We start from the raw sequence: 21,743 nt of genomic DNA, 5'->3' as shown, positions 1-21,743 counted from the left end.
GAATCCCCCGCACCGACGACGTCGCCGCGCCCACCGCCGCGCCCCCATCCGAGGCCGTGGACAGCGCCGCCCCGCCGCCGCGGCTCGTCGCGCGGGACCTCGCGCTCGGCTACGGCGACCGGCTCATCGTCGACGGCCTGGACCTGACCGTGCCCCCCGGGGTGATCACCACCGTGATCGGGCCCAACGGGTGCGGCAAGTCCACCCTGCTGCGGGCGCTGGCCCGGTTGCTGCGCCCGCGTCGCGGCAGCGTGCTGCTCGACGGGCACGCGATCTCCTCGATGCGCACTCGCGACGTCGCGCGGGTGCTGGGGATGTTGCCGCAGGCGCCGGTGGCGCCGGAGGGCCTGACCGTCGCCGACCTCGTCGCCCGGGGGCGGCATCCGCACCAGTCGTGGCTGCGGCAGTGGTCCGCCGACGACGAGGGTGAGGTCGCCGTCGCACTGGACCGGACCGGCATCACCGAGCTCGCCGACCGCCCGGTCGACCAGCTCTCCGGCGGGCAGCGTCAGCGGGCATGGATCTCGATGGCGCTGGCGCAGGGCACCGACGTGCTGCTGCTCGACGAGCCGACCACCTATCTCGATCTGGCGCACTCGGTGGAGGTCCTCGACCTCGTCGACCGCCTGCACGCGGAACTCGGCCGCACCGTGGTGATGGTGCTGCACGATCTGAATCTCGCGATCCGCTACAGCGACCACCTGGTGGTGATGAAGGAGGGCCGGATCGTGCGCGCGGGCCCGCCGGCGCAGGTGATCACCGAGGAGCTGCTGCGGGAGGTGTTCGCGCTCGACGCGGCGGTGATCGACGACCCGGTCTCGGACCGGCCGCTGGTCGTGCCGATCGGCACCCGGCACGTGTTCGGCACGGCGGGCGGACCGCAGACGAGAACACGTACTACTTCGGGTAGTACGACACGCTCGTCGGAGACCCGGTAAACTCGTGTCATGGCAGCACTCGGAGAACTCGAACGCGCAGTGATGGACCACCTGTGGTCCTCCACCGAACCGCAGACCGTCCGGCAGGTCCACGAGGCCCTCGCCGCCCGGCGCTCCCTCGCGTACACCACCGTCATGACCGTTCTCCAGCGCCTCGCGAAGAAGAACCTCGTCATCCAGCAGCGCGACGACCGCGCCCACCGGTACGTCCCGGTGCACGGCCGCGAAGAACTCGTCGCCAGCCTCATGGTCGACGCCCTCGACCAGGCCGACGAGTCCGCCGGCCGGGTCGCCGCCCTCGTCCACTTCATCGGGCGTGTCAACCCCGACGAGGCCGCCGCGCTGCGCGAGGCCCTCGCCGCGCTCGAGGCCCAGCAGGACGGGCCCACCCGTCCCACCGTCGCCGACCCGGGTACCGGTCGGGCGAGCTGACTGGCACACTCGGTGCCATGAACGCGACCACCGCGCTGGTCTTCGGCATCCTCGCGCTGCTGCTGGCCGGGCCGGTCCCGGCCCTGCTCAGCCGCGCCACCTGGCCGTACCGCAACCCCCGCCCCGCCCTCGTGCTGTGGCAGGCGGTGGCGCTCGCGGCCGTGCTGTCCGCGTTCAGTTCCGGCCTGGCCATCGCATCGCTGCTGCTCGTCCCCGGTGAGGACGGCCGCCCCACCACCGCCCCACTCCAGGAGATCGACGCGCTCGGCCTGCCCCTGTGGCTGACCTACGTCGTGGTCTTCGCCCTCACCCTGCTCATCGGTGCACGGCTGATGTACTCGATTCTGCGCGTCGGTGTCCGCACCCGCCGCCGCCGGGCCCGGCACCGCATGCTCGTCGATCTGCTCGACCGGCGCGACAGCGGCGCCTCGGTGCGGCAGCTGTCCCACGTGCGCGTCCTCGACACCGCCGAACCCGTCGCCTACTGCCTGCCGGGCCTGCGGCACCGGGTCGTGCTCAGCGAAGGCACCCTCGACCACCTCGCCGACGACGAGATCCGCGCCATCCTCCGCCACGAGCACTCCCACCTGCGGGCCCGGCACGACCTCGTCCTCGAGGCGTTCACCGCCGTCTACGAGGCCTTCCCGCGGTGGGTACGGTCCCGGTCCGCGCTCGGCTCGGTGCAGCTGCTCGTCGAGATGCTCGCCGACGACTCCGCCGTGCGCGTCACCGGCCCCACCCCGCTGGCCCGGGCCCTGGTCGCCTGCGCCGGCGCCCGCACCCCCCAGGGCGCCCTCGCCGTCGGCGGCCCCTCCACCGTGCTGCGCGTCAAGCGCCTCGCCGAACCCGGCCCGGACCTGCGCACCGCCGTGACCGCCTACACCGCGGCCGCCGCCATCCTCGTCGTGCCCACCATCGCGGTCGCCGTGCCGTGGCTGACCGAACTGAGCCGCCTGCTGCGCGCCTGGTGACCCCCCGCCGTCCGCACCGGTAGCACGCCCCCGATTTCGATCCCGTCCGGGTTCGGGGGAAGCTGTACCCATGACCGTCGAACGCACCGAGAATCCCCGCGCCCAGATCGGCGTGACCGGCCTGGCCGTCATGGGGTCGAACATCGCCCGCAACTTCGCCCGCCACGGCCACACCGTCGCGCTGCACAACCGCAGCGTCGCCAAGACCGACGCCCTGCTCGAAGCCCACGGCGACGACGGGGACTTCGTACGCACCGAAACCATCGACGAGTTCGTCGCCGCCCTGCAGAAGCCGCGCCGGGTGCTCGTCATGGTCAAGGCCGGCGACGCCACCGACGCGGTCATCGACGAACTCGCCAACGCGATGGAACCCGGCGACATCATCATCGACGGCGGCAACGCCCTCTACACCGACACCATCCGCCGCGAAGCCGCACTGCGCGCCCGCGGCCTGCACTTCGTCGGCGCCGGCATCTCCGGCGGCGAAGAAGGCGCCCTCAACGGCCCGTCGATCATGCCCGGCGGCCCCGCCGAGTCCTACGAGGCCCTCGGCCCGCTCCTCGAGTCCATCTCCGCCCACGTCGACGGCACCCCGTGCTGCACCCACATCGGCCCCGACGGTTCCGGCCACTTCGTGAAGATGGTGCACAACGGCATCGAGTACGCCGACATGCAGCTCATCGGTGAGGCATACCACCTGCTGCGCGACGCGCTCGGCCACGACGCCCCGCAGATCGCCGACGTGTTCTCCGAATGGAACACCGGCACCCTCGAGTCCTACCTGATCGAGATCACCGCCGACGTCCTGCGCCAGACCGACGCGAGCACCGGCAAACCCCTCGTCGACGTCATCGTCGACGCCGCCGAGCAGAAGGGCACCGGCCGCTGGACCGTCAAGTCCGCCCTCGACCTCGGCGTCCCGGTCACCGGCATCGCCGAGGCCGTGTTCGCCCGCGCCCTGTCCGGCTCCCGCACCCAGCGCGCCGCCGCCCGCGGCCTGGCCTCCGGCACCCTCGGCGACAAGCCCACCGACGCCGCCCAGTTCACCGAGGACATCCGCCGCGCCCTCTACGCGTCGAAGATCGTCGCCTACGCGCAGGGCTTCGACCAGATCGCCGCCGGCAGCGCCGAACACGGCTGGAACGTCGACCGCGCCGCCCTGGCCACCATCTGGCGCGGCGGCTGCATCATCCGCGCCCAGTTCCTCAACCGCATCAAGGAGGCCTACGACGCCGACCCGCAGCTGCCCAGCCTGATCCTCGCCCCCTACTTCCGCGAGGCCATCGAGGCCGGCATCGACAGCTGGCGCCGCGTCGTCGCCACCGCCACCATGCTCGGCATCCCCGTCCCCGCGTTCGCCTCCTCGCTGTCGTACTACGACGGTCTGCGCGCCGACCGCCTGCCCGCCGCCCTCACCCAGGGCCAGCGCGACTTCTTCGGCGCCCACACCTACGAGCGCATCGACGCCGACGGCAAGTTCCACACCCTCTGGAGCGGGGACCGCACCGAGGTCCGCGCCTGACCACGCCCGCACCGGCACCCCGGTAGGGCATAGTTTGTGCCCATGAGCGGCACCGTCACGGCGTCCGTCGTGTGCGCGCTGGCCGCCGCGCTCCTGTTCGCGGCGGCCAGCGTCGCCCAGCAACGCTCCGCCGAAGCCGTCCCCGCCGGCGAGTCCCTCGTCGCCGCCCTGATCCGCAGTCCCCGCTGGTGGGCCGGGGTAGTCGGCGACGGCGGCGGCTACCTGCTGCAGGTCGCCGCCCTCGCCCTCGGGCCGGTCCTGGTGGTCCAGCCACTGCTGGTGTCGTCGCTGCTGTTCGCCCTGCCCCTGTCCGCCGCGTTCTCCGGCTCCCGCATCACCCGTCCCACCTGGCTGACCGCGGCGGCCCTGTGCGCGGCGCTCGTGGTGTTCCTCGTCGTCGGCGACCCCACCGCCGGTGAGATCGACGCCCCCTGGCACGAGTGGGTCCTCCCGCTCGGCGCGGTGTGCACCGCCGTGTCCGCCGCCACCGCGATCGGGCTGCTCGGCCACGACCCCGGCACGCGGGCGATGGCACTCGGCGCGGCCAGCGGCCTGCTCTACGGCGTGGCGGTGGCGTTCACCAAGTACGTCACCGACCTGTTCGAACACGGCCTGCGTCCCGTGGTCGGCGCCTGGCAGACCTGGGCCCTGCTCACCGCCGGCCTGCTCGGCGTCTACCTCCAGCAACGCGCCTTCCAGGCCGGCCCGCTCGCCGCGTCCCTGCCGGCGATCACCATCGGCGAACCCCTCGCCGCCGTCTTCCTCGGCATGACCGTCCTCGACGAACGGCTCCGGGTCGACGGCCCGGGACTCGCCCTGGTCGTCGCCTCGGTCGCGGTGATGTTGATCGCCACGGTGGCGCTCTCGCGCAGCCAGGCCCGGCTCACCGCGCCCGACGCCACCGGCGCGTAGCATTCGCCAGGTGCGCTTCCTCGACGGCCACCAGCCCCCGTACGACCTGACCTACGACGACGTGTTCCTCGTCCCGAACCGGTCCGCCGTCGCGTCCCGGTTCGACGTGGACCTGTCCACCGTCGACGGTTCCGGCACCACCATCCCCATCGTGGTCGCCAACATGACCGCCGTGTCCGGCCGCCGCATGGCCGAGACCGTCGCCCGCCGCGGCGGACTCGTCGTGCTCCCCCAGGACCTGCCGGCCGGCACCGTCGCCGAGACCGTCGCGTTCGTCAAGAGCCGCCACCTCGTCGCCGACACCCCCGTCACCCTCGGTCCCGAGGACTCCGTCTCCGATGCCCTCGCCCTCCTGCCCAAACGCGCCCACGGCGCCGTCGTCGTCGTCGACGACCACCGCCGCCCCGTCGGTGTCGTCACCGAAGGCTCCTGCCGCGAGGTCGACCGGTTCGCGCGGCTGCGCGCGGTCGCCATCCGCGACTTCGCCACCGCCTCCGTCGGCTCGTCGCCGCGGGAAGCGTTCGCACTGCTCGAAGCCAAACACGACCCGCTGGTCGTGCTCACCCACGACGACGGCACCCTCGCCGGGGTCCTGACCCGCACCGGCGCCGTCCGCGCCGGCATCTACACCCCGGCCGTGGACGCCGACGGGGCCCTGCGCATCGGCGCCGCCGTCGGTGTCAACGGCGACGTCGCCGCCAAGGCCGCGGGGCTCGTCGACGCCGGCGTCGACCTGCTCGTCCTCGACACCGCGCACGGCCACCAGGAGAAGATGCTCGACGCCCTGAAACGGATCAAGGCGCTGGACCTGCCCGTCCCCCTCGTCGCCGGCAACGTCGTCTCCGCCGCCGGCACCCGCGAACTGCTCGACGCCGGCGCGGACATCGTCAAGGTCGGCGTCGGCCCCGGCGCCATGTGCACCACCCGCATGATGACCGGTGTCGGACGACCCCAGTTCTCCGCCGTCGCCGAATGCGCCCGCACCGCCCGGGACCTCGGGGCGCACGTCTGGGCCGACGGCGGGGTGCGGCACCCCCGCGACGTCGCACTCGCCGTCGCCGCCGGCGCCGCCAACGTCATGATCGGGTCCTGGTTCGCCGGCACCTACGAATCGCCCGGCGAACTGCGCTACGACGAGACCGGCCACCCCTACAAGGAAAGCTTCGGCATGGCCTCCAAGCGTGCGGTCGCCGCCCGCACCGTCGACGACTCCGCCTTCGACCGCGCCCGCAAAGCCCTGTTCGAGGAAGGGATCTCCACCTCCCGCATCCGCATCGACCCCCAACGGCCCGGCGTCGAGGACCTGATCGACCACATCTGCTCCGGGGTGCGCAGCACCTGCACGTACGCCGGTGCCCGCACCCTCGAGGACCTGCACGCGCACGCCGTGCTCGGGGTCCAGTCGGCCGCCGGATTCGCCGAGGGACGCCCCCTGCCGACCGGATGGTGACCGCACCGCACGAGGCCGGACACGGTCCGTAGAATGATGCCTCACCGTGAACGCCCGCACCTCGGGCCCGACGAGAGGAATCCGGTGCCCGCGGCACCCACCACCATTTCCACACGGCCTCCGGCCGCCATCATTTCGACACGGCCTCCGGCCGCCACGGCCGACGCGGAGTCCGACTCCGCCGGTTCGGAGGGTTCCCCTAGCGAGCCGGGTGACATACCCGGCCGGACCCTCGCGACATCGGAGCGGAGCTTGCCGCCGGCCCGGGAGCGGTGCTGATGTCCGTCCTGCTGTCCGTCCTCAGCCTGCTCGGGTTCATCGCCCTGACCGCCGGCACCGCGGTGTTCGTGGCGGCCGAATTCTCCCTCACCGCCCTCGAACGCAGCACCGTCGACGCGCACGCCCGCGACGGCGACCTGCGCGCACGCCAGGTTCAGCACGCCCACCGCACCCTGTCCTTCCAGCTCTCGGGCGCCCAACTCGGCATCACCATCACCACCCTGATCACCGGCTACCTCGCCGAACCGGTCCTCGCCCGGTTCCTCGACCCGTTGCTGCGCGCCGCCGGACTCGGCGCCGCCCTCGCCTCCGGCATCTCCCTGGCCCTGGCCCTGATCATCGCCACCTCGTTCTCGATGGTCTTCGGCGAACTCGTACCGAAGAACCTCGCCATCGCGCGGCCCCTGGCCACCGCCCGCGCCACCGCCGGCCTGCAGGCCGGGTTCTCGCTCGTGTTCAAATGGGCGATCCGCGGACTCAACGGCGCCGCCAACCGGATCGTGCGGCGCCTGGGTATCGAACCGGCCGAGGAACTGCGCTCGGCGCGCTCCCCGGAGGAACTCGGATCACTGGTGCGCGCCTCGGCGGAACGCGGCGCCCTCGACGAGAGCACGGCGCTGCTCGTGGGACGCTCGCTGCGTTTCGGGGAACGCACCGCCGAAGACCTCATGACCCCCCGCGTCACCATCGAGTCCCTCGACGTCCACGACACCGTCCTCGACCTCATCGACGCCTCGTCGCGCACCGGCTACTCCCGCTTCCCGGTCGTCGACGGCGATCTCGACGCCACCGTCGGCGTCGTCCACGTCAAACACGCGTTCACCGTGCCCGCGCGGCGCCGCGCCCACACCCAGCTGCACACTCTCGCCCGGCAGGTCCCCGTCGTGCCGTCCACCCTCGACGGGGACGCGGTCATGGAACGGGTCCGCTCCGACGGCATGCAGGTCGCGCTCGTCGTCGACGAATACGGCGGCACCGCCGGCATCGTCACCATGGAGGACCTGATCGAGGAGATCGTCGGCGACGTCCGCGACGAACACGACGAACCCGAGCCCGAAGCGCAGCGCGTCGAGCAGGGCTGGTCCTGCTCGGGCCTGCTGCGCATCGACGAGGTCGCCCACCTGACGGGATACCACGCACCGGACGGCGAATACGAGACGCTCGGCGGGCTGCTCCTCACCGAACTCGGGGAGATCCCCGAATCCGGCGACGAGGTGCTGCTGCCGCACCGGCCCGGCGACGCCGACCACCGCTGGCGTGCCCGGGTCCTCGACATGGACGGGCACCGCATCGACCGCGTCCTGCTCGTCCCCACCGAGCCTGCCGGTGAGGACGAGCACGCACCCGGCCGCGAGAACGGAGACCGGTGATGAACGACTGGCTCGCGGTGCTGCTCACCGTGCTGCTCCTCGCCGGCAACGCATTCTTCGTCGGTGCCGAGTTCGCCCTCATCACCGCGCGCCGCGACCGACTCGAAGCCCTCGTCGGGCAGGGCAAGAAACGCGCCCGCACCGTCATCGCCGCCGGGGAGCACCTGTCGCTGATGCTCGCCGGGTCCCAGCTCGGCATCACCATCTGCTCGATCCTGCTCGGCCGCGTCGGCGAACCGGCCATCGCCCACCTGATCGAAACACCCATGCACGCCCTCGGCGTGCCGGACTCCCTGCTGCACCCGATCGGCTTCGCACTCGCCCTCACGATCGTCGTGGTGCTGCACATCCTGCTCGGCGAGATGGTTCCGAAGAACATCGCCATCGCCGGACCGGAACGCTCGGCGATGCTGCTCGTACCGACCCACCTGCTGTTCATGAAGGTGGCCCGGCCACTGATCGCGTTCTACAACCTGTGCGCCAACCTCAGCCTGCGCCTGCTGCGGGTCGAACCGAAGGACGAACTGGACGTCACCGTCACCGAACTCGAACTGTCCGAGATGATCGGCGAATCCCGCTCGGAAGGACTGCTCGACGAGGAGGAACACCGGCGTCTGACCCAGGCCCTCCAGACCAGCGGACGGACCGTCGCGGACGTCACGATCCCCCTGTCCGGGGTCCGCACGGTCCCGCTCGGCCCGGCCGGCACCACACTCGGAGCTGTCGAGCAGGCCGTCACCGAGACCGGCTACTCCCGGTACCCGGCGGAGACCGCACACGGGGAACTGGCCGGCTACCTGCACCTGAAGGACGTCCTCGACCTCGTGCGCGACGAATCGGCAGGGCCGGACACCCTCATCGCGACCGCCGAGATCCGGCCCCTGCCGCCGGTGCCGGTCGACGCCCCCCTCGACGACGCGCTGTCGCTGCTGCGGCGCACCAGCGCCCACCTCGGCGGAGTCGTCGACGAGCACGGAACCGTGATCGGCATCGTCGCGCTCGAAGACCTCGTCGAACAGTTCGTCGGCACCGTGCGCGACACCACCCACCGGATGGCCGACCCCGGCCCGGGACCACGTCCGTGAACCTCCGCCCACCCGACACCCCGACGCGGCACAACAATCATTGCACCGTCGGTGCAGTCGATACCGGGGGGCAGCGGTGACCACCGTCCTCGAACCCGAGCACTGGCTGCCCCGCCGGGAGCGGCACCGCCACCGGCTGACGGCGCTGCTCGCCCCCTACCTCGACCAACGCGCGCACGGCACACCACACCCGGTGATCGACTTCCTGTTCACCTACTACAGCTACACGCCGTCCCAGCTCCTGCGCTGGCACCCCGGCTTCGGAACGACACTCACCGGCCCCGCATCCGCGGAGTACGCCTCCCTCCGGGGCTACCGGACCACCGGCGCCGGGGTCTCGGCCGACCCCGAACACCTCGCCCGCCGGCGCGACACCATCCGCTACGTCACCGACCTGCTCGAGGCCACGACCTCCCGTCCCGCGCACCTCGGCTGCTTCGGCCTGCACGAGTGGGCCATGGTGTACCGGACCGAGCCCGCCGACCTCCGCCACAGCGCCGTACCGCTGCGGCTCGGACACACCGGCACCGACGCCGTCGTCGAATCGTTGCAGCTGCGCTGCACGCACTACGACGCGTACCGGTTCTTCACCCCCGCCGCCGGCCCCCTCAATCTCGAACCCCTCACCCGCGACGACCAGATCCGGCGGGAGCAACCCGGGTGCCTGCACGCCGCCATGGACCTGTACAAGTGGTGCTACAAGCTCACCCCGCTGCTCGACTCGGACCTGACCGCCGACTGCTTCGAACTGGCCTACGCCGCCCGGGAACTCGACATGCGGGCCAGCCCCTACGACCTGAGCGACCACGGCTACCGGCCCATACGGATCGAGACACCCCGTGGCCGGGCAGAGTACGTCCGCGGACAGACGGAACTGGCCGACCGCTCCGCGCCACTGCGCGCGGCGCTGCTCGACCGGTGCCGCCGACTCCTCGACGCCGGCCGGGAGCACACCCACCGCTGAGCGGACACCGCCGCCTGCCCTCTCCCCGGGGCGTCCCCGGCGCGCGGCGCGGCCCCCGCGGGGAGGGATATCCCTCCCCGGGTCTAGGCTGAAGTCTGGAGAGGCCACGAGCTGATGCTGTACGTCTCCGTCCTGGGTGAGCAGTCGATCACCGACGACACGACCGGCGCCGTCGTGACGCGGTCCCCTCGCGGCACGACCCTGGTCGCCTTCCTCGCCCTCCACGCCGGAGTTGCACAGCCCCGCCAGCTCATCGCCCCCCTGTTCTGGCCCGACTCGACAACCGCCCAGGCCCTGACCAACCTGCGCCGCGAACTGCACCACCTGCGCCGTGCCCTCGAAGACGACCCGGCCGTCGAGGTGACCTCCCGGGATCTGTGCTGGCGCGACACCGAGACCAGCCGGGTGGACCTACGGACCTTCACCGTCGAGTACCAGGCCGCCCGGGCGGCCGCGACCAGCGGCGACGACGAGGCGGCGCTGCGGCACGCCACCACTGCGCTCGCCGAATACCGCGGCTCCCTGCTGCCCGGCATGTACGACGACTGGATCCTCGAGGCCCGATCGGATCTCGAACGGCACTGCGTCGACCTGTGCGATCTGCTGTGCCGGCTCCGGACGGGCACCGGCGACCTCCCCGGGGCGATCGACGCCGTCCGCCGCCGGATCCACCTCCGACCCCTGGAAGAGAGCGGGTACCGCACCTTGATGACCCTGCAGGCCGAGCACGGCGACCGCGCCGGCGCAGTGAGCACCTATCACCGCTGCGCCGCCGTCCTCGAACGTGAACTCGGGCTGGCACCTGACCCGGCGACGCGCACCCTCGCCGACCGCCTGCTCGCCCCCGCGGACCCCACCGCGACCGCCCGCCCCATCGCCGGACCGGCGGCCGAGCGGCCCGGACTCGCCGCCCCGACACTCGTCGGACGCACACGCGAACTCCGTCGGCTGCACGAGACGTGGCGCACGGCGGCCGCCGGGCACCCCACCCTCGTCCTCGTCACCGGCGGCGCCGGCGTCGGCAAGACCCGCCTGGTCGCCGAGATCGCCGACAGCGCCCGCGCACAACCCGCGGTGGTGGCCGGCACCCAATGCTTCGGAACGTCCGGACGGCTCGCCCTGGCCCCGGTAGCGGACTGGCTCCGTACCCCCGCGGTGCAGCCCGCGCTCACCGCGCTCGACCCGATCTGGCGCGCCGAGGTCGACAGGCTCGTACCGTCCGGCGCGGCCCGCCCGGAACCCGGCGCCGGCGTCCGGGCGATGGTCGACGCCTGGCAGCGCCTCCGGTTCTTCGAAGGCCTGGCGCGGGCGCTGATCGGCGGCGGCCGCCCCGTGTTGCTGACCCTCGACAGCATCCAGTGGTGCGACCCGGAGACGCTGACGTTCCTGACGTTCTGCCTGTCCCTGACACCCGACGCGCCCCTGATGGTGGCCGCGACAGCCCGCACCGACGACACCGACGACACCGACGAGAACCGGGACCTCGAGCAATGGGCAGACCGGATGCGGACCGCCGGTCTGCTCGCCGACCTGCCACTGCAGCCCCTGGGGTCCTGCGGCACCGCCCGCCTGGCCGAAACGCTCGGGGGGCGCCCGCTCGACCCGCAGGACGCCGAACTACTGCACGCGACCACCGGTGGCTTCCCCCTCTACATCATCGAAGCGATGCGCAGCGGACCGGGCGTCGCCCCCGCCGGCCGCCTGGCCGACGTGCTGCACGACCGGATCGGGCAGGTGAGCCCCGCCGCACGGGACGTCGCCGGACTCGCCGCGGCGGTAGGCCGCGACTTCACCCTCGACCTGCTCACCGAGGCCAGCGACCTCGACACCGACGCCGTGGTGCGCGCCGTCGACGAGCTGTGGCAACGCAGAATCCTGCGACAGTTCCGCGACGGCTACGACTTCTCCCACGACCTGCTCCGCGACGCCGCCTACGCCCGGATCAGCCCGCCCAGGCGCTGGCTGCTGCACCGCCGTCTCGCGCAGAGCCTCGAACTGCTGCACGCCGGCGACTACGACAGCGTCTCGGCGCAACTCGCCGAGCAGTACGCCCGCGGGGGACGACCGGACCGGGCAGTGACCTACTACCGTCGCGCGGCCGATGTCGCCTCGAGCACCTTCGCCCATACCGAGGCGATCCGACTGCACAAGAAGGCACTCGCCATCGCTCGCACCCAACTCGAGGGGCGCGACGCCGCCGTACAGGAACTCGCCGTCCGCGAAGAGATGGCGGCGCCGCTCAACGCACGATACGGCTACTCCTCCCCCGAACTGCAGCAGACCCTCGAGCGCTCGATCCGGCTGGCCGAGTCCCTCGGCCGCAAGGACTCCCTCCTGGCCGGCCTCGTCGGCCTCTGGTCGTCGCGGTTCGTGCAGGGAAACATCGCCGGCGCCCACGAGGTCGCGACCCGCGCACTGACTCTCGTCGACCCCGGCTCCCCGCTGCGCGGGTCGGCCCACTTCGCATTCGCCGGGTCCGCGGTCGAGCTCGGCCGCCCCGAGGAGGCGCTCCACCACTTCGACCGTGCGGCCGCACTGACCCGGGGCGCTCCCTCGTTGACCGTCGGCACCCGGCCCGACGTGCACGGCAGCGCCTGGGCGGCCCACGCCCACTGGCTGCTCGGCCACAACGACGCCGCCCTGAGCTGCTGCAACGAGGCTGTCCGGCTGGCCCGGACGATCGATCATCCTTACAGCCTGGCCGTCGCCCTGGCCTACAGCGGCATCACCCACCACCTGCGCACAGACCCCGCCGCCCTCGACGCCGCCGTCGCGGAACTGACCGACCTGTGCATCCGGTACGGATTCGCCTACTACAGCGAGTGGGCGCTGATTCTCGGCGGGTGGTCCCGCGGCGGCGAGGCCGGCCTCGCGCAGATGCGGCGCGGCATCGACACGCTCCGCTCGGCCGGTTCGTTCGCCCGGATGCCGTATTGGCTCTCGCTGCTCGCCGACCTGTCGGTGCGGGAAGGGGAACCCGGCGCTGCCCGGGCCGCGCTCGATGCCGCGATCGTCGCCGGACAGGCCCGCGACGACCTGTGGTGGCTGCCCGAGGTGATGCGGATGCGCGCGGCGCACGACGACCACGTCGCCGCGATCGTGCGACTGCGTGCCGCCGCCCGGACCGCGGCCGCCCACGGCAGTGCCGCCCTGCTCCGGCGCTGCGCGCGGGACCTCGCCGAACACGGCGTCGACCTGCCGCTCCCGGGCGTTCCCCCGGCCCGGTGACCGGCGGCGCGCACCCGAACGCTGCGCGAACGCCCTCTTCCTAGGGTCGACGGTACAACGCCCGCACCGGCGAGCGACCGACCCGAGAGGGGCTTTCGTGACCACCATTTCGACCCGGCCGGCCGGCGCGGTGCCGTACGACGACCTGGCCGCGGCACTGCGCGGCGACCTGATCACCCCCGGCGACACCCGTTACGACACGGCGCGTGCCGTCTACAACGGCATGATCGACAAACATCCCGCGGCGATCGCACGCTGCCGGGACGCCGCCGACGTCGTTTCCTGCGTCCGCTTCGGCCGCGCCCACGCGCTCACCCTGGCCGTGCGCGGCGGCGGGCACAACGCCGGCGGTCTCGGCGTGTGGGACGACGCGCTCGTCGTGGACTTGTCCCTGATGCGCAGCACCACAGTCGATCCGGCACACCACACCGTCCGCGTCGACGGCGGATGCACCTGGGGCGACGTCGACCACGCCACGGTCGCCTTCGGCATGGCCACCCCGTCCGGCTTCCTCTCGTCCACGGGCGTGGGCGGGCTGACCCTCGGTGGCGGCATCGGCTACCTCTCCCGGCGCTTCGGGCTGACCGTCGACAACCTTCTGTCCGCCGACGTGGTCCTCGCCGACGGCAGGCTCGTGACGGCCGACGAGAGCTCGCACAGCGACCTGTTCTGGGCGCTGCGCGGCGGCGGCGGGAACTTCGGCGTCGTCACCTCCTTCACCTTCCGCTGCCACGACATCGGGGAGGCCGGCATGATCGTCGGCGGCCCGGTGCTCTACGACCTCGCCGACACCGCCGACGTCATGCGCTGGTACCGGGAGCTGCTGCCGGCGCTCCCGGAGGAACTCAGCGGCTGGATCGCGCTGCTCACCGTCCCACCCGCCGCCCCGTTCCCCGAGGACCTCTGGGGCCGCAGGTGCTGCGGCATCGTCTGGTGCTACACCGGACCACACGCCAAGGCCGACGAGGTGCTCGACCCCATCCGGACCTACGGCTCGCCGCTGCTGGTCGGCCTGCACGACATGCCGTTCACCGTCCTGCAGAGCGCGTTCGACGCCCTCTACCCGCCCGGCCTGCAGTGGTACTGGCGGGCGGACTTCTTCGACGAGATCACCGACGCCGCAATCGACGTGCACTGCAGGTACGGGCCGCAGCTGCCGACCGGTCACTCCACCATGCACCTCTATCCCATCGACGGGGCCACCAGCCGCGTCCCCGAGGACGCGACCCCGTTCGCGTACCGGGGCGGCGGATGGGCGGGGGTCATCGTCGGCGTCGACCCCGACCCCGCCAACGCCGGCCTCATCACCCGGTGGGCTCGCGACTACTGGGAACAGCTGCACCCGACCTCCGCCGGCGGCGCCTACGTCAATTTCCTGATGAGCGAGGGCCAGGACCGGGTCGAGTCCGCCTACCGCGGCAACTACGACCGGCTCACCCGGATCAAGCGCCGCTACGACCCGGACAACGTCTTCCACGTCAACCAGAACATCCGGCCCGCCGCGGCCGAACGGTAGCCCGGAACCGTACCCGCCCGGAGAGGAACGGACTATGCCCACGCACAGGCTGGAAGCGGACTATCTGGTGATCGGCTGCGGCGCGGCCGGCATGGCGTTCGCGGACGCATTGATCACCGATTCCGACACCGACGTCGTCATGGTGGACCGGCGTCACGCCCCGGGCGGGCACTGGAACGAGGCCTACCCGTTCGTGCGGCTGCACCAGCCGTCCGCGTACTACGGCGTGAACTCGCTGCCGCTCGGGACGGACGTCATCGACCGCACCGGCCCGAACCGAGGCATGTACGAACAGGCGAGCGCACCGGAGATCTGTGCATACTTCGACCGTGTCATGCGCAGCAATCTGCTGACATCCGGAGCGGTGCGCTACTTCCCCATGAGCGAATACGTCGGTGACCATCGCTTCGTCTCCCGGATCTCCACCGACCGGTACGAGGTGGAGGTCCGCACCGCCCTCGTCGACGCCACCTACCTCGAGCCTGCGATACCCGCCACGTTCACACCACCGTTCGACGTGGCCCCCGGCGTCCGCTGCGTCCCCGTCGACGCCCTTGCGCGCGTGGCCGAACCGCCCGAACGGTACGTGATCATCGGGGCGGGCAAGACCGCGATGGACGCGTGCCTGTGGCTGCTGCAGCTCGGCCTGCCCCCGGACGCGATCCAGTGGGTCAAACCCCGGGAGGCGTGGCTGCGCAACCGACGGTTCGCCCAGGGCGGTGAACTGGTCGACGACTTGATCGAGGGACTGGCCCGGCAGATGGAAGCCGCCGCCCGGGCGAGGACGCCGGCCGAGCTGTTCGCCCGGCTCGAGGCGAGCGAACAGCTGCTGCGCGTCGACGAGCACGTCCTCCCCACCATGTACAAGGGGCCGACCGTCAGCACCGCCGAACTCGAGCAGCTCCGCCGCATCGAGGACGTCGTCCGGCTCGGGCACGTGCGACGCATCGAACACGACACGATCGTGCTCGACCACGGAACGATCCGTACCGGGCCCGGTCACCTCCACGTCCACTGCGCCGCCCCGGGCCTGAACCCGGCACCGGCCGTCCCGATCTTCGAGGAGGGCCGTATCACGTTGCAGCCCGTCCGCACGGGGCTCGTCCCGTTCAATGCCGCCCTCGTCGGATTCGTGGAGGCCACCGGCCGGGACCCGGCCGAGAAGAACCGGCTCTGCCCACCGAACCGGCTACCGGACGTCCCCCTCGACTGGATCCGCGGAACGCTCGTCGAGACGAACGCCGAGTACGCATGGTCGAAGGAACCGGACATGGCGGACTGGCTCGAGCGTTCCCGCCTCAACACGTCCCGGGGACTCCGGCACCGCGCCGACCGGCCCCTCGTCCGGGAAGCGACGAGACGATTCGCCACGCACGTCCGGCCCGCCCTCGCCAACCTCACCGGACTGCTCGACGACGCCCGGCAGGCGGCGTGACTGCGCGGCCGCCCGGCCCGCCCGGCCCGCCCGGGCGGGCCGGGGTCGCGGACCACCCCGTATGATCTGAGCGATTGCGGCTACTCGCCGATCACGATCGAGACCGCTTCCGGGCGCGCACAGTACGCCCGCGAGCGGTCGGCGCTCACCATCGCGCCGCGGCCCTGGAGAGGAGCTGCTGAATCGATGTACCGCCCCGGCGGCGGGTCGAACCGGCCTGCCCGAAACTACCGGCGGGTAACGTGAGTGCTGTTCGTCGTGCTGCCCGTCGGCGCCGCCGACGCGAGCGCACAGGTCCCGGAAAGAGTGAGGCAGGTAATGACTGAACGCGTGCAAGTCGGTGGACTCCAGGTCGCCAAGGTGCTCTACGACTTCGTCGTCGACGAGGCGATCCCCGGCACCGGGGTGGACGCGGCCGAGTTCTGGGCCGGCGCGGACAAGGTGATCCACGATCTCGCCCCCCGCAACCGCGCCCTGCTCGCCACGAGGGACGAGCTGCAGGCACAGATCGACACCTGGCACCGCGACCGCAAGGGCCAGGCGCACGACGCCGCGGCCTACAAGGCGTTCCTCCAGGACATCGGCTACCTCGTCCCCGAGCCCGCCGACTTCCAGGTCACCACCGCAGGCGTCGACGCCGAGATCGCCACCACCGCCGGACCGCAGCTGGTGGTGCCGGTTCTCAACGCCCGCTTCGCCCTCAACGCCTCCAACGCCCGCTGGGGCTCGCTCTACGACGCCCTCTACGGCACCGACGCCATCTCCGAAGAAGGCGGCGCCGAGAAGGGCACCGGCTACAACAAGGTGCGCGGCGACAAGGTCATCGCCTGGGCCCGCGACTTCCTCGACACCGCCGCCGCCCTCGCCACCGGCTCGCACACCGACTCCACCCGGTACTTCGTCGACGGCGCCGAGCTGAAGATCGAACTCGGCGACGGCACGACCACCACCCTGGCCCAGCCGGAGAAGTTCGCCGGCTACCTCGGCGACAAGACCGCCCCTACCGCGGTGCTGCTGCGCAACCACGGCCTGCACGTCGAAATCCAGATCGACCCGGATTCCCCGATCGGCAGCACCGACGCCGCCGGGGTGAAGGACGTCGTCCTCGAATCCGCGGTCACCACCATCATGGACTTCGAAGACTCGGTCGCCGCCGTCGACGCCGAGGACAAGGTCATCGGCTACCGCAACTGGCTCGGCCTCAACCGCGGCGACCTCGCCGAGGAGATCTCCAAGGGCGGCAAGTCCTTCACCCGCTCCCTCGACGCCGACCGCGTCTACACCGCCCCCGACGGCTCCGACCTCACCCTGCACGGCCGATCGCTGCTGTTCGTCCGCAACGTCGGTCACCTCATGACCAACCCCGCCGTGCTCGACTCCGAGGGCAACGAGGTCCCCGAGGGCATCCTCGACGCGCTGATCACCAGCCTCGCCGCCGTGCACGGCCTGTCCGTCGGCAACGCGACCGGGCCGCTGATCAACTCCCGCACCGGCTCGATCTACATCGTCAAGCCCAAACAGCACGGCCCCGAAGAAGTCGCCTTCACCACCGAACTGTTCGGCCGGGTCGAAGAGGTCCTGGGCCTGCCGGCCAACACCCTCAAGGTCGGCATCATGGACGAGGAACGCCGCACCACCGTCAACCTGAAGGCCTGCATCAAGGAAGCCAGCGAACGCGTGGTGTTCATCAACACTGGCTTCCTCGACCGCACCGGCGACGAGATCCACACCTCCATGGAGGCCGGCGCCATGGTCCGCAAGGCCGAGATGAAGAAGCAGAAGTGGATCTCGGCCTACGAGGACTGGAACGTCGACACCGGCCTCGCGTGCGGGCTGCAGGGCAAGGCCCAGATCGGCAAGGGCATGTGGGCGATGACCGACCTCATGGCCGACATGCTCGAACAGAAGATCGGCCAGCCCCGCGCCGGCGCCAACACCGCCTGGGTGCCCTCGCCCACCGGCGCCACCCTGCACGCCACCCACTACCACCAGGTCGACGTGTTCGCCGTGCAGGACGAGCTGAAGGGCACGCGCCGCGCCACCGTCGACGACATCCTCACCATCCCGCTCGCCCCGTCCACCGACTGGAGCGACGAGGAAAAGCGTGAGGAGCTCGACAACAACTGCCAGTCCATCCTCGGCTACGTCGTGCGGTGGATCTCCCAGGGCGTCGGCTGCTCGAAGGTGCCCGACATCCACGACATCGCCCTCATGGAGGACCGCGCCACCCTGCGCATCTCCAGCCAGCTGCTCGCCAACTGGATCCACCACGGCATCGTCACCGCCGACGACGTCGTCGGCGCCCTGCAGCGCATGGCACCGGTCGTCGACCGGCAGAACGCCGGCGACCCGACCTACCTGCCGATGGCCCCGGACTTCGATTCCAGCATCGCCTTCCAGGCCGCCAAGGAACTGATCCTCGAAGGCACCACCCAGCCCAGCGGCTACACCGAGCCGATCCTGCACCGGCGCCGCCTCGAATTCAAGGCCGCCCACGGCCGCCGAGCCTGACCCCCAGCCACGGCCCCCGATCCACGGTGGATCGGGGGCCGTGGCGTCTCACAGCCGATCACTAGACTCCGGGAACGACGGCGGGCAGACACGACGACAGGCAGGAAACACGTGGGTCGACATCGCGGAACGGGCGGCGCCAGAGGTGTGAGCAAGGGCCCGATCGTTGCCGTCGCCGTGGCACTCGTCCTCGTCCTCGCCGTCGTCGGCTGGTTCCGCCTGCGCGAACGCATCGACGAGCAGGCGACCGAAGCCGCACAGACCTGCGTCGAAGGTGACGCGCTTCTCGACGTCGCCGCGGATCCCGCCGTCGCCCCCACACTGACCGCCCTCGCCGCCCGCTGGGTCACCGACACCCGCCCGGTCGTCCGCGACCACTGCATCGACGTGCGCGTCACCGCCGTCGCCACCACCCCGGCCACCACCGCCCTCACCGCCGCCGCAGACGCCTCAGCCGCCGACCCCCGCTGGGACCCCGCCCTCGGGCCCCCACCCGCCCTCTGGGTCCCCTTCAGCAGCGACGCCACCGCGCGCGCGGCACAGGCCCTCGACGGACAGTCCCGCTCCCTCGCCACCTCCCCGATCGTGCTGGCCGTCCCCACCGCACTCGGGCGTGCCCTCGACGCCGCAAACACCGCATGGCGTCAGCTGCCCTCCCTCCAGTCCGACGGCAGCATCCTCGCCGGTCTGGGCCTCGACGGCTGGACCGGCCTCCGTCTCGCCCTGCCCACCGGCCCCGACGCCGACGCCACCACACCCGCCCTCGAGGCCGTCGCCGCCGCAGTCACCGACGCCGGACCCGGCCCCCTGACCGCCGAACAAGCCGCCTCCCCGGCAACCACCTCCGCGGTCGGGACCCTCGCGCTCGGCGCCGACGCCCTCGGAGCCGGCGCCGGACCGACCACCGCCGCAGCCCTGGACACCCTCGCCGACGCGCCCGGCGCCGACGGCACGGTGCACGCCGTACCGATCACCGAGCAACAGCTGCACACAGCAGTCACGTCCGGCGGCGCCGCCGGCCTCGCCGAATTCGTCCCCACCGGTCCCACTCCCACCGCCGACTTCCCCGCCGCCGTGGTCGACGCCCCGTGGGTCGACGAGACGCTCTCGCGCGCCGCCGCCGAACTGACCGGCTATCTCCGCGAACCCGCCGCCGCCCGCGCCCTGGCCGACGCCGGTTTCCGGGTCGACGGTCAGCCCGCACCCCGTAGCGACGCGGTGCCCTTCCCCCGCATCGAACAGACCCTGAACCGCGCCGACCCGGCCGTGGCCGACATCCTCCTGGACCACCGGCGCGCACCGGTGGCACCCCGCACCACCACGATCCTTCTCGACACCTCCACGTCCATGGGAACCGTCGAAGGCGACGACACCCGTCTCGCCCACCTCGCCGCCGCCCTGGACCAGCACGTGGACCGGTCACCGGACGCCTCGAACCTCGCCCTGTGGGTCTTCGCCGACGACCTCGACGGCACCACCCCGTACCGCACCACGGTGGCACGCGGCGCACTCACCGCGGACCACCGCACCGCTCTGACCACCGCCCTGAGCGGCACCCGTACCACCGACGGTTCCGCCGTCTACCGGTCCCTGGCCGCCGCCTACGTCGACGCCGTCCGAAACTTCACGCCCGGGCAGCCCAACTCCGTCCTCCTGATCACCGACAGTGCCAACGACGACGACACCACCCGCCAGCGCATCCTCGACCTCGTCACCGCCGCCGGCGACCCCGACCGGCCCGTCCGGATCGACGTCGTGACCCTCGGCGACGACACCGACCGCAACACCCTGCAGACCCTCGCCGACCGCACCGGCGGCGCGCTCGTCTCCGTCACCACGACCGACGGGCCCGAACTCGCCCCCGCCCTCCGAAAGCTGATGTCCTGACACCGTGATCCGGCTACTCGTCGCGGGGACGTTCCTCGCCCTCGTCACCTTCTGGCTCCACCGCCGCCTCGTCCGTGCCCCCGGTCTGCGCGGGCGCGCGGCGATCGCCGCGAACACCGCGCTCGGCGTCCTCCTCGTCGTCGCGCTGATCGGTGCGCAGAGCGGCACCTCACTCGACCCGCGCTGGGCCCGCCCGTTCGGATTCCTCGGCTGGACCTGGCTCGCAGTAGTGCTGTACCTGGTCCTCGGCACGCTCCTGATCGGGATCGTGTCCCTCGCAGCGCGAGCGGTACGCCGCTTCCGTCGAGACGCCGCCCATCCGCCGGATTCTTCCCGGCGGCGCGCTCTGCAGGTCGCGACGGGCGCGCTGACCGTCGCAGCGGTCGCCGCCGTCGGCTACGGCACGGTCGAGGCCGCTCGGCCCCGGCTCGTGCACACCCGGATCCCGCTGCGCCGGCTCCCGGCCGGATTCGACGGGCTGCGCGTCGCCCTCGTCACCGACCTGCACGTCGGCCCGTCCCGCGGCCGCGAGTTCACCCGCCGCGCAGTGGACCTCGTGAACGCACAGCGGCCGGACCTGATCGTGCTCGGCGGAGACCTCACCGACGGCACCATCGCCCTCGTCGGACCCGACCTGGCGCCTCTCGCGGACCTGCGTGCCCCGCTCGGGGTCTACGGCGTCAGCGGAAATCACGAGTACTACGCCGACGACGCGATGTCCTGGCTGGATTTCTGGGAAACCCTCGGTGTACGCACCCTCCGCAACGAGCGAGTGACCCTCGAGCGCGGCGGCGACGCGATCGATCTCGCCGGCATCCACGACTATTCTGCGCCGGCCCCGAACGACGCGGACCTGACCGCGGCACTGCAGGACCGCGATCCCGAACGCTTCGTTCTCCTGGCCGCCCACCAGCCTCGCCACGTGTTCGAGGCGCGCGAGCACGGCATCGATCTGCAGTTGTCCGGGCACACGCACGGCGGACAGATGTGGCCGCTCGGATACGTCGTGCCCCTGCAGCAGCCGACGGTGACGGGTCTCGACCGGTTCGGAGACACGCTCGTCTACACCTCCCGCGGTACCGGTGCCTGGGGGCCGCCGGTCCGCATCGCCACCCCTCCGGAAGTGGCGATTCTCGAACTGACCGTAGGGACCGTCTGACCGTCCTCGAGTTTGGGGTCGGGTGTTGGAGGGTTGCCGTTCCGGGATGTTCGGTTATTTAATATGTTCCGTATGGCTCGGAAT

General features: G+C 71.9%; 15 protein-coding genes. All 15 read left to right on the top strand.

The window, feature by feature from the left end; genetic code table 11:
- Positions 1–56: 56 nt before the first annotated feature.
- Entirely contained in the window at positions 57–938 is an 882-nt protein-coding gene (locus RR3_RS09680; protein WP_052455222.1) for an ABC transporter ATP-binding protein, read from the top strand.
- A gap of 9 nt (positions 939–947) precedes the next feature.
- Positions 948–1,370, top strand: coding sequence for a BlaI/MecI/CopY family transcriptional regulator (locus RR3_RS09675; RefSeq protein WP_010596509.1), 423 nt, complete (start codon positions 948–950; stop codon positions 1,368–1,370).
- A 17-nt stretch (positions 1,371–1,387) separates the two neighbouring features.
- Positions 1,388–2,341, top strand: a complete 954-nt coding sequence (locus RR3_RS09670) for a M56 family metallopeptidase (protein WP_010596510.1) — start codon at positions 1,388–1,390, stop codon at positions 2,339–2,341.
- Between the two features lie 70 nt (positions 2,342–2,411).
- A complete protein-coding gene (gnd, locus tag RR3_RS09665) occupies positions 2,412–3,863 on the top strand; it encodes an NADP-dependent phosphogluconate dehydrogenase (protein WP_010596511.1) in 1,452 nt (483 codons plus the stop codon).
- Between the two features lie 42 nt (positions 3,864–3,905).
- Positions 3,906–4,775, top strand: a complete 870-nt coding sequence (locus RR3_RS09660; protein WP_010596512.1) for a DMT family transporter — start codon at positions 3,906–3,908, stop codon at positions 4,773–4,775.
- A gap of 10 nt (positions 4,776–4,785) precedes the next feature.
- Complete coding sequence (locus RR3_RS09655; RefSeq protein WP_017681709.1) at positions 4,786–6,225, top strand: GuaB1 family IMP dehydrogenase-related protein; 1,440 nt, start codon at positions 4,786–4,788, stop codon at positions 6,223–6,225.
- A gap of 278 nt (positions 6,226–6,503) precedes the next feature.
- Positions 6,504–7,874, top strand: a complete 1,371-nt coding sequence (locus RR3_RS09650) for a hemolysin family protein (RefSeq protein ID WP_040269845.1) — start codon at positions 6,504–6,506, stop codon at positions 7,872–7,874.
- On the top strand, positions 7,874–8,959 hold the full coding sequence (locus RR3_RS09645; protein ID WP_010596515.1) for a hemolysin family protein: 1,086 nt from the start codon (positions 7,874–7,876) through the stop codon (positions 8,957–8,959). Before RR3_RS09650 ends, RR3_RS09645 begins: the two co-directional genes overlap by 1 nt.
- 76 nt (positions 8,960–9,035) lie before the next feature.
- A complete protein-coding gene (locus RR3_RS09640) occupies positions 9,036–9,923 on the top strand; it encodes a hypothetical protein (RefSeq protein WP_040269820.1) in 888 nt (295 codons plus the stop codon).
- Positions 9,924–10,037: 114 nt separating this feature from the next.
- Entirely contained in the window at positions 10,038–13,151 is a 3,114-nt protein-coding gene (locus RR3_RS09635) for an ATP-binding protein (RefSeq protein ID WP_064066112.1), read from the top strand.
- 97 nt (positions 13,152–13,248) lie between these two features.
- Positions 13,249–14,667, top strand: a complete 1,419-nt coding sequence (locus RR3_RS09630; RefSeq protein ID WP_010596518.1) for an FAD-binding oxidoreductase — start codon at positions 13,249–13,251, stop codon at positions 14,665–14,667.
- Between the two features lie 34 nt (positions 14,668–14,701).
- Complete coding sequence (locus RR3_RS09625; RefSeq protein ID WP_010596519.1) at positions 14,702–16,102, top strand: NAD(P)/FAD-dependent oxidoreductase; 1,401 nt, start codon at positions 14,702–14,704, stop codon at positions 16,100–16,102.
- 318 nt (positions 16,103–16,420) lie between these two features.
- Positions 16,421–18,613: a malate synthase G gene (locus tag RR3_RS09620; protein ID WP_010596520.1), complete on the top strand. Its 2,193-nt coding sequence runs from the start codon at positions 16,421–16,423 to the stop codon at positions 18,611–18,613.
- A 147-nt stretch (positions 18,614–18,760) separates the two neighbouring features.
- On the top strand, positions 18,761–20,500 hold the full coding sequence (locus tag RR3_RS09615; protein ID WP_017681702.1) for a vWA domain-containing protein: 1,740 nt from the start codon (positions 18,761–18,763) through the stop codon (positions 20,498–20,500).
- 4 nt (positions 20,501–20,504) lie between these two features.
- Positions 20,505–21,659, top strand: a complete 1,155-nt coding sequence (locus tag RR3_RS09610; RefSeq protein WP_010596522.1) for a metallophosphoesterase — start codon at positions 20,505–20,507, stop codon at positions 21,657–21,659.
- Positions 21,660–21,743: the final 84 nt, after the last annotated feature.

Source organism: Rhodococcus ruber NBRC 15591 (genome assembly GCF_001894945.1).
GTDB classification, from domain to species: domain Bacteria; phylum Actinomycetota; class Actinomycetes; order Mycobacteriales; family Mycobacteriaceae; genus Rhodococcus; species Rhodococcus ruber.
This window is presented reverse-complemented; position numbering and strand designations above follow the sequence as displayed.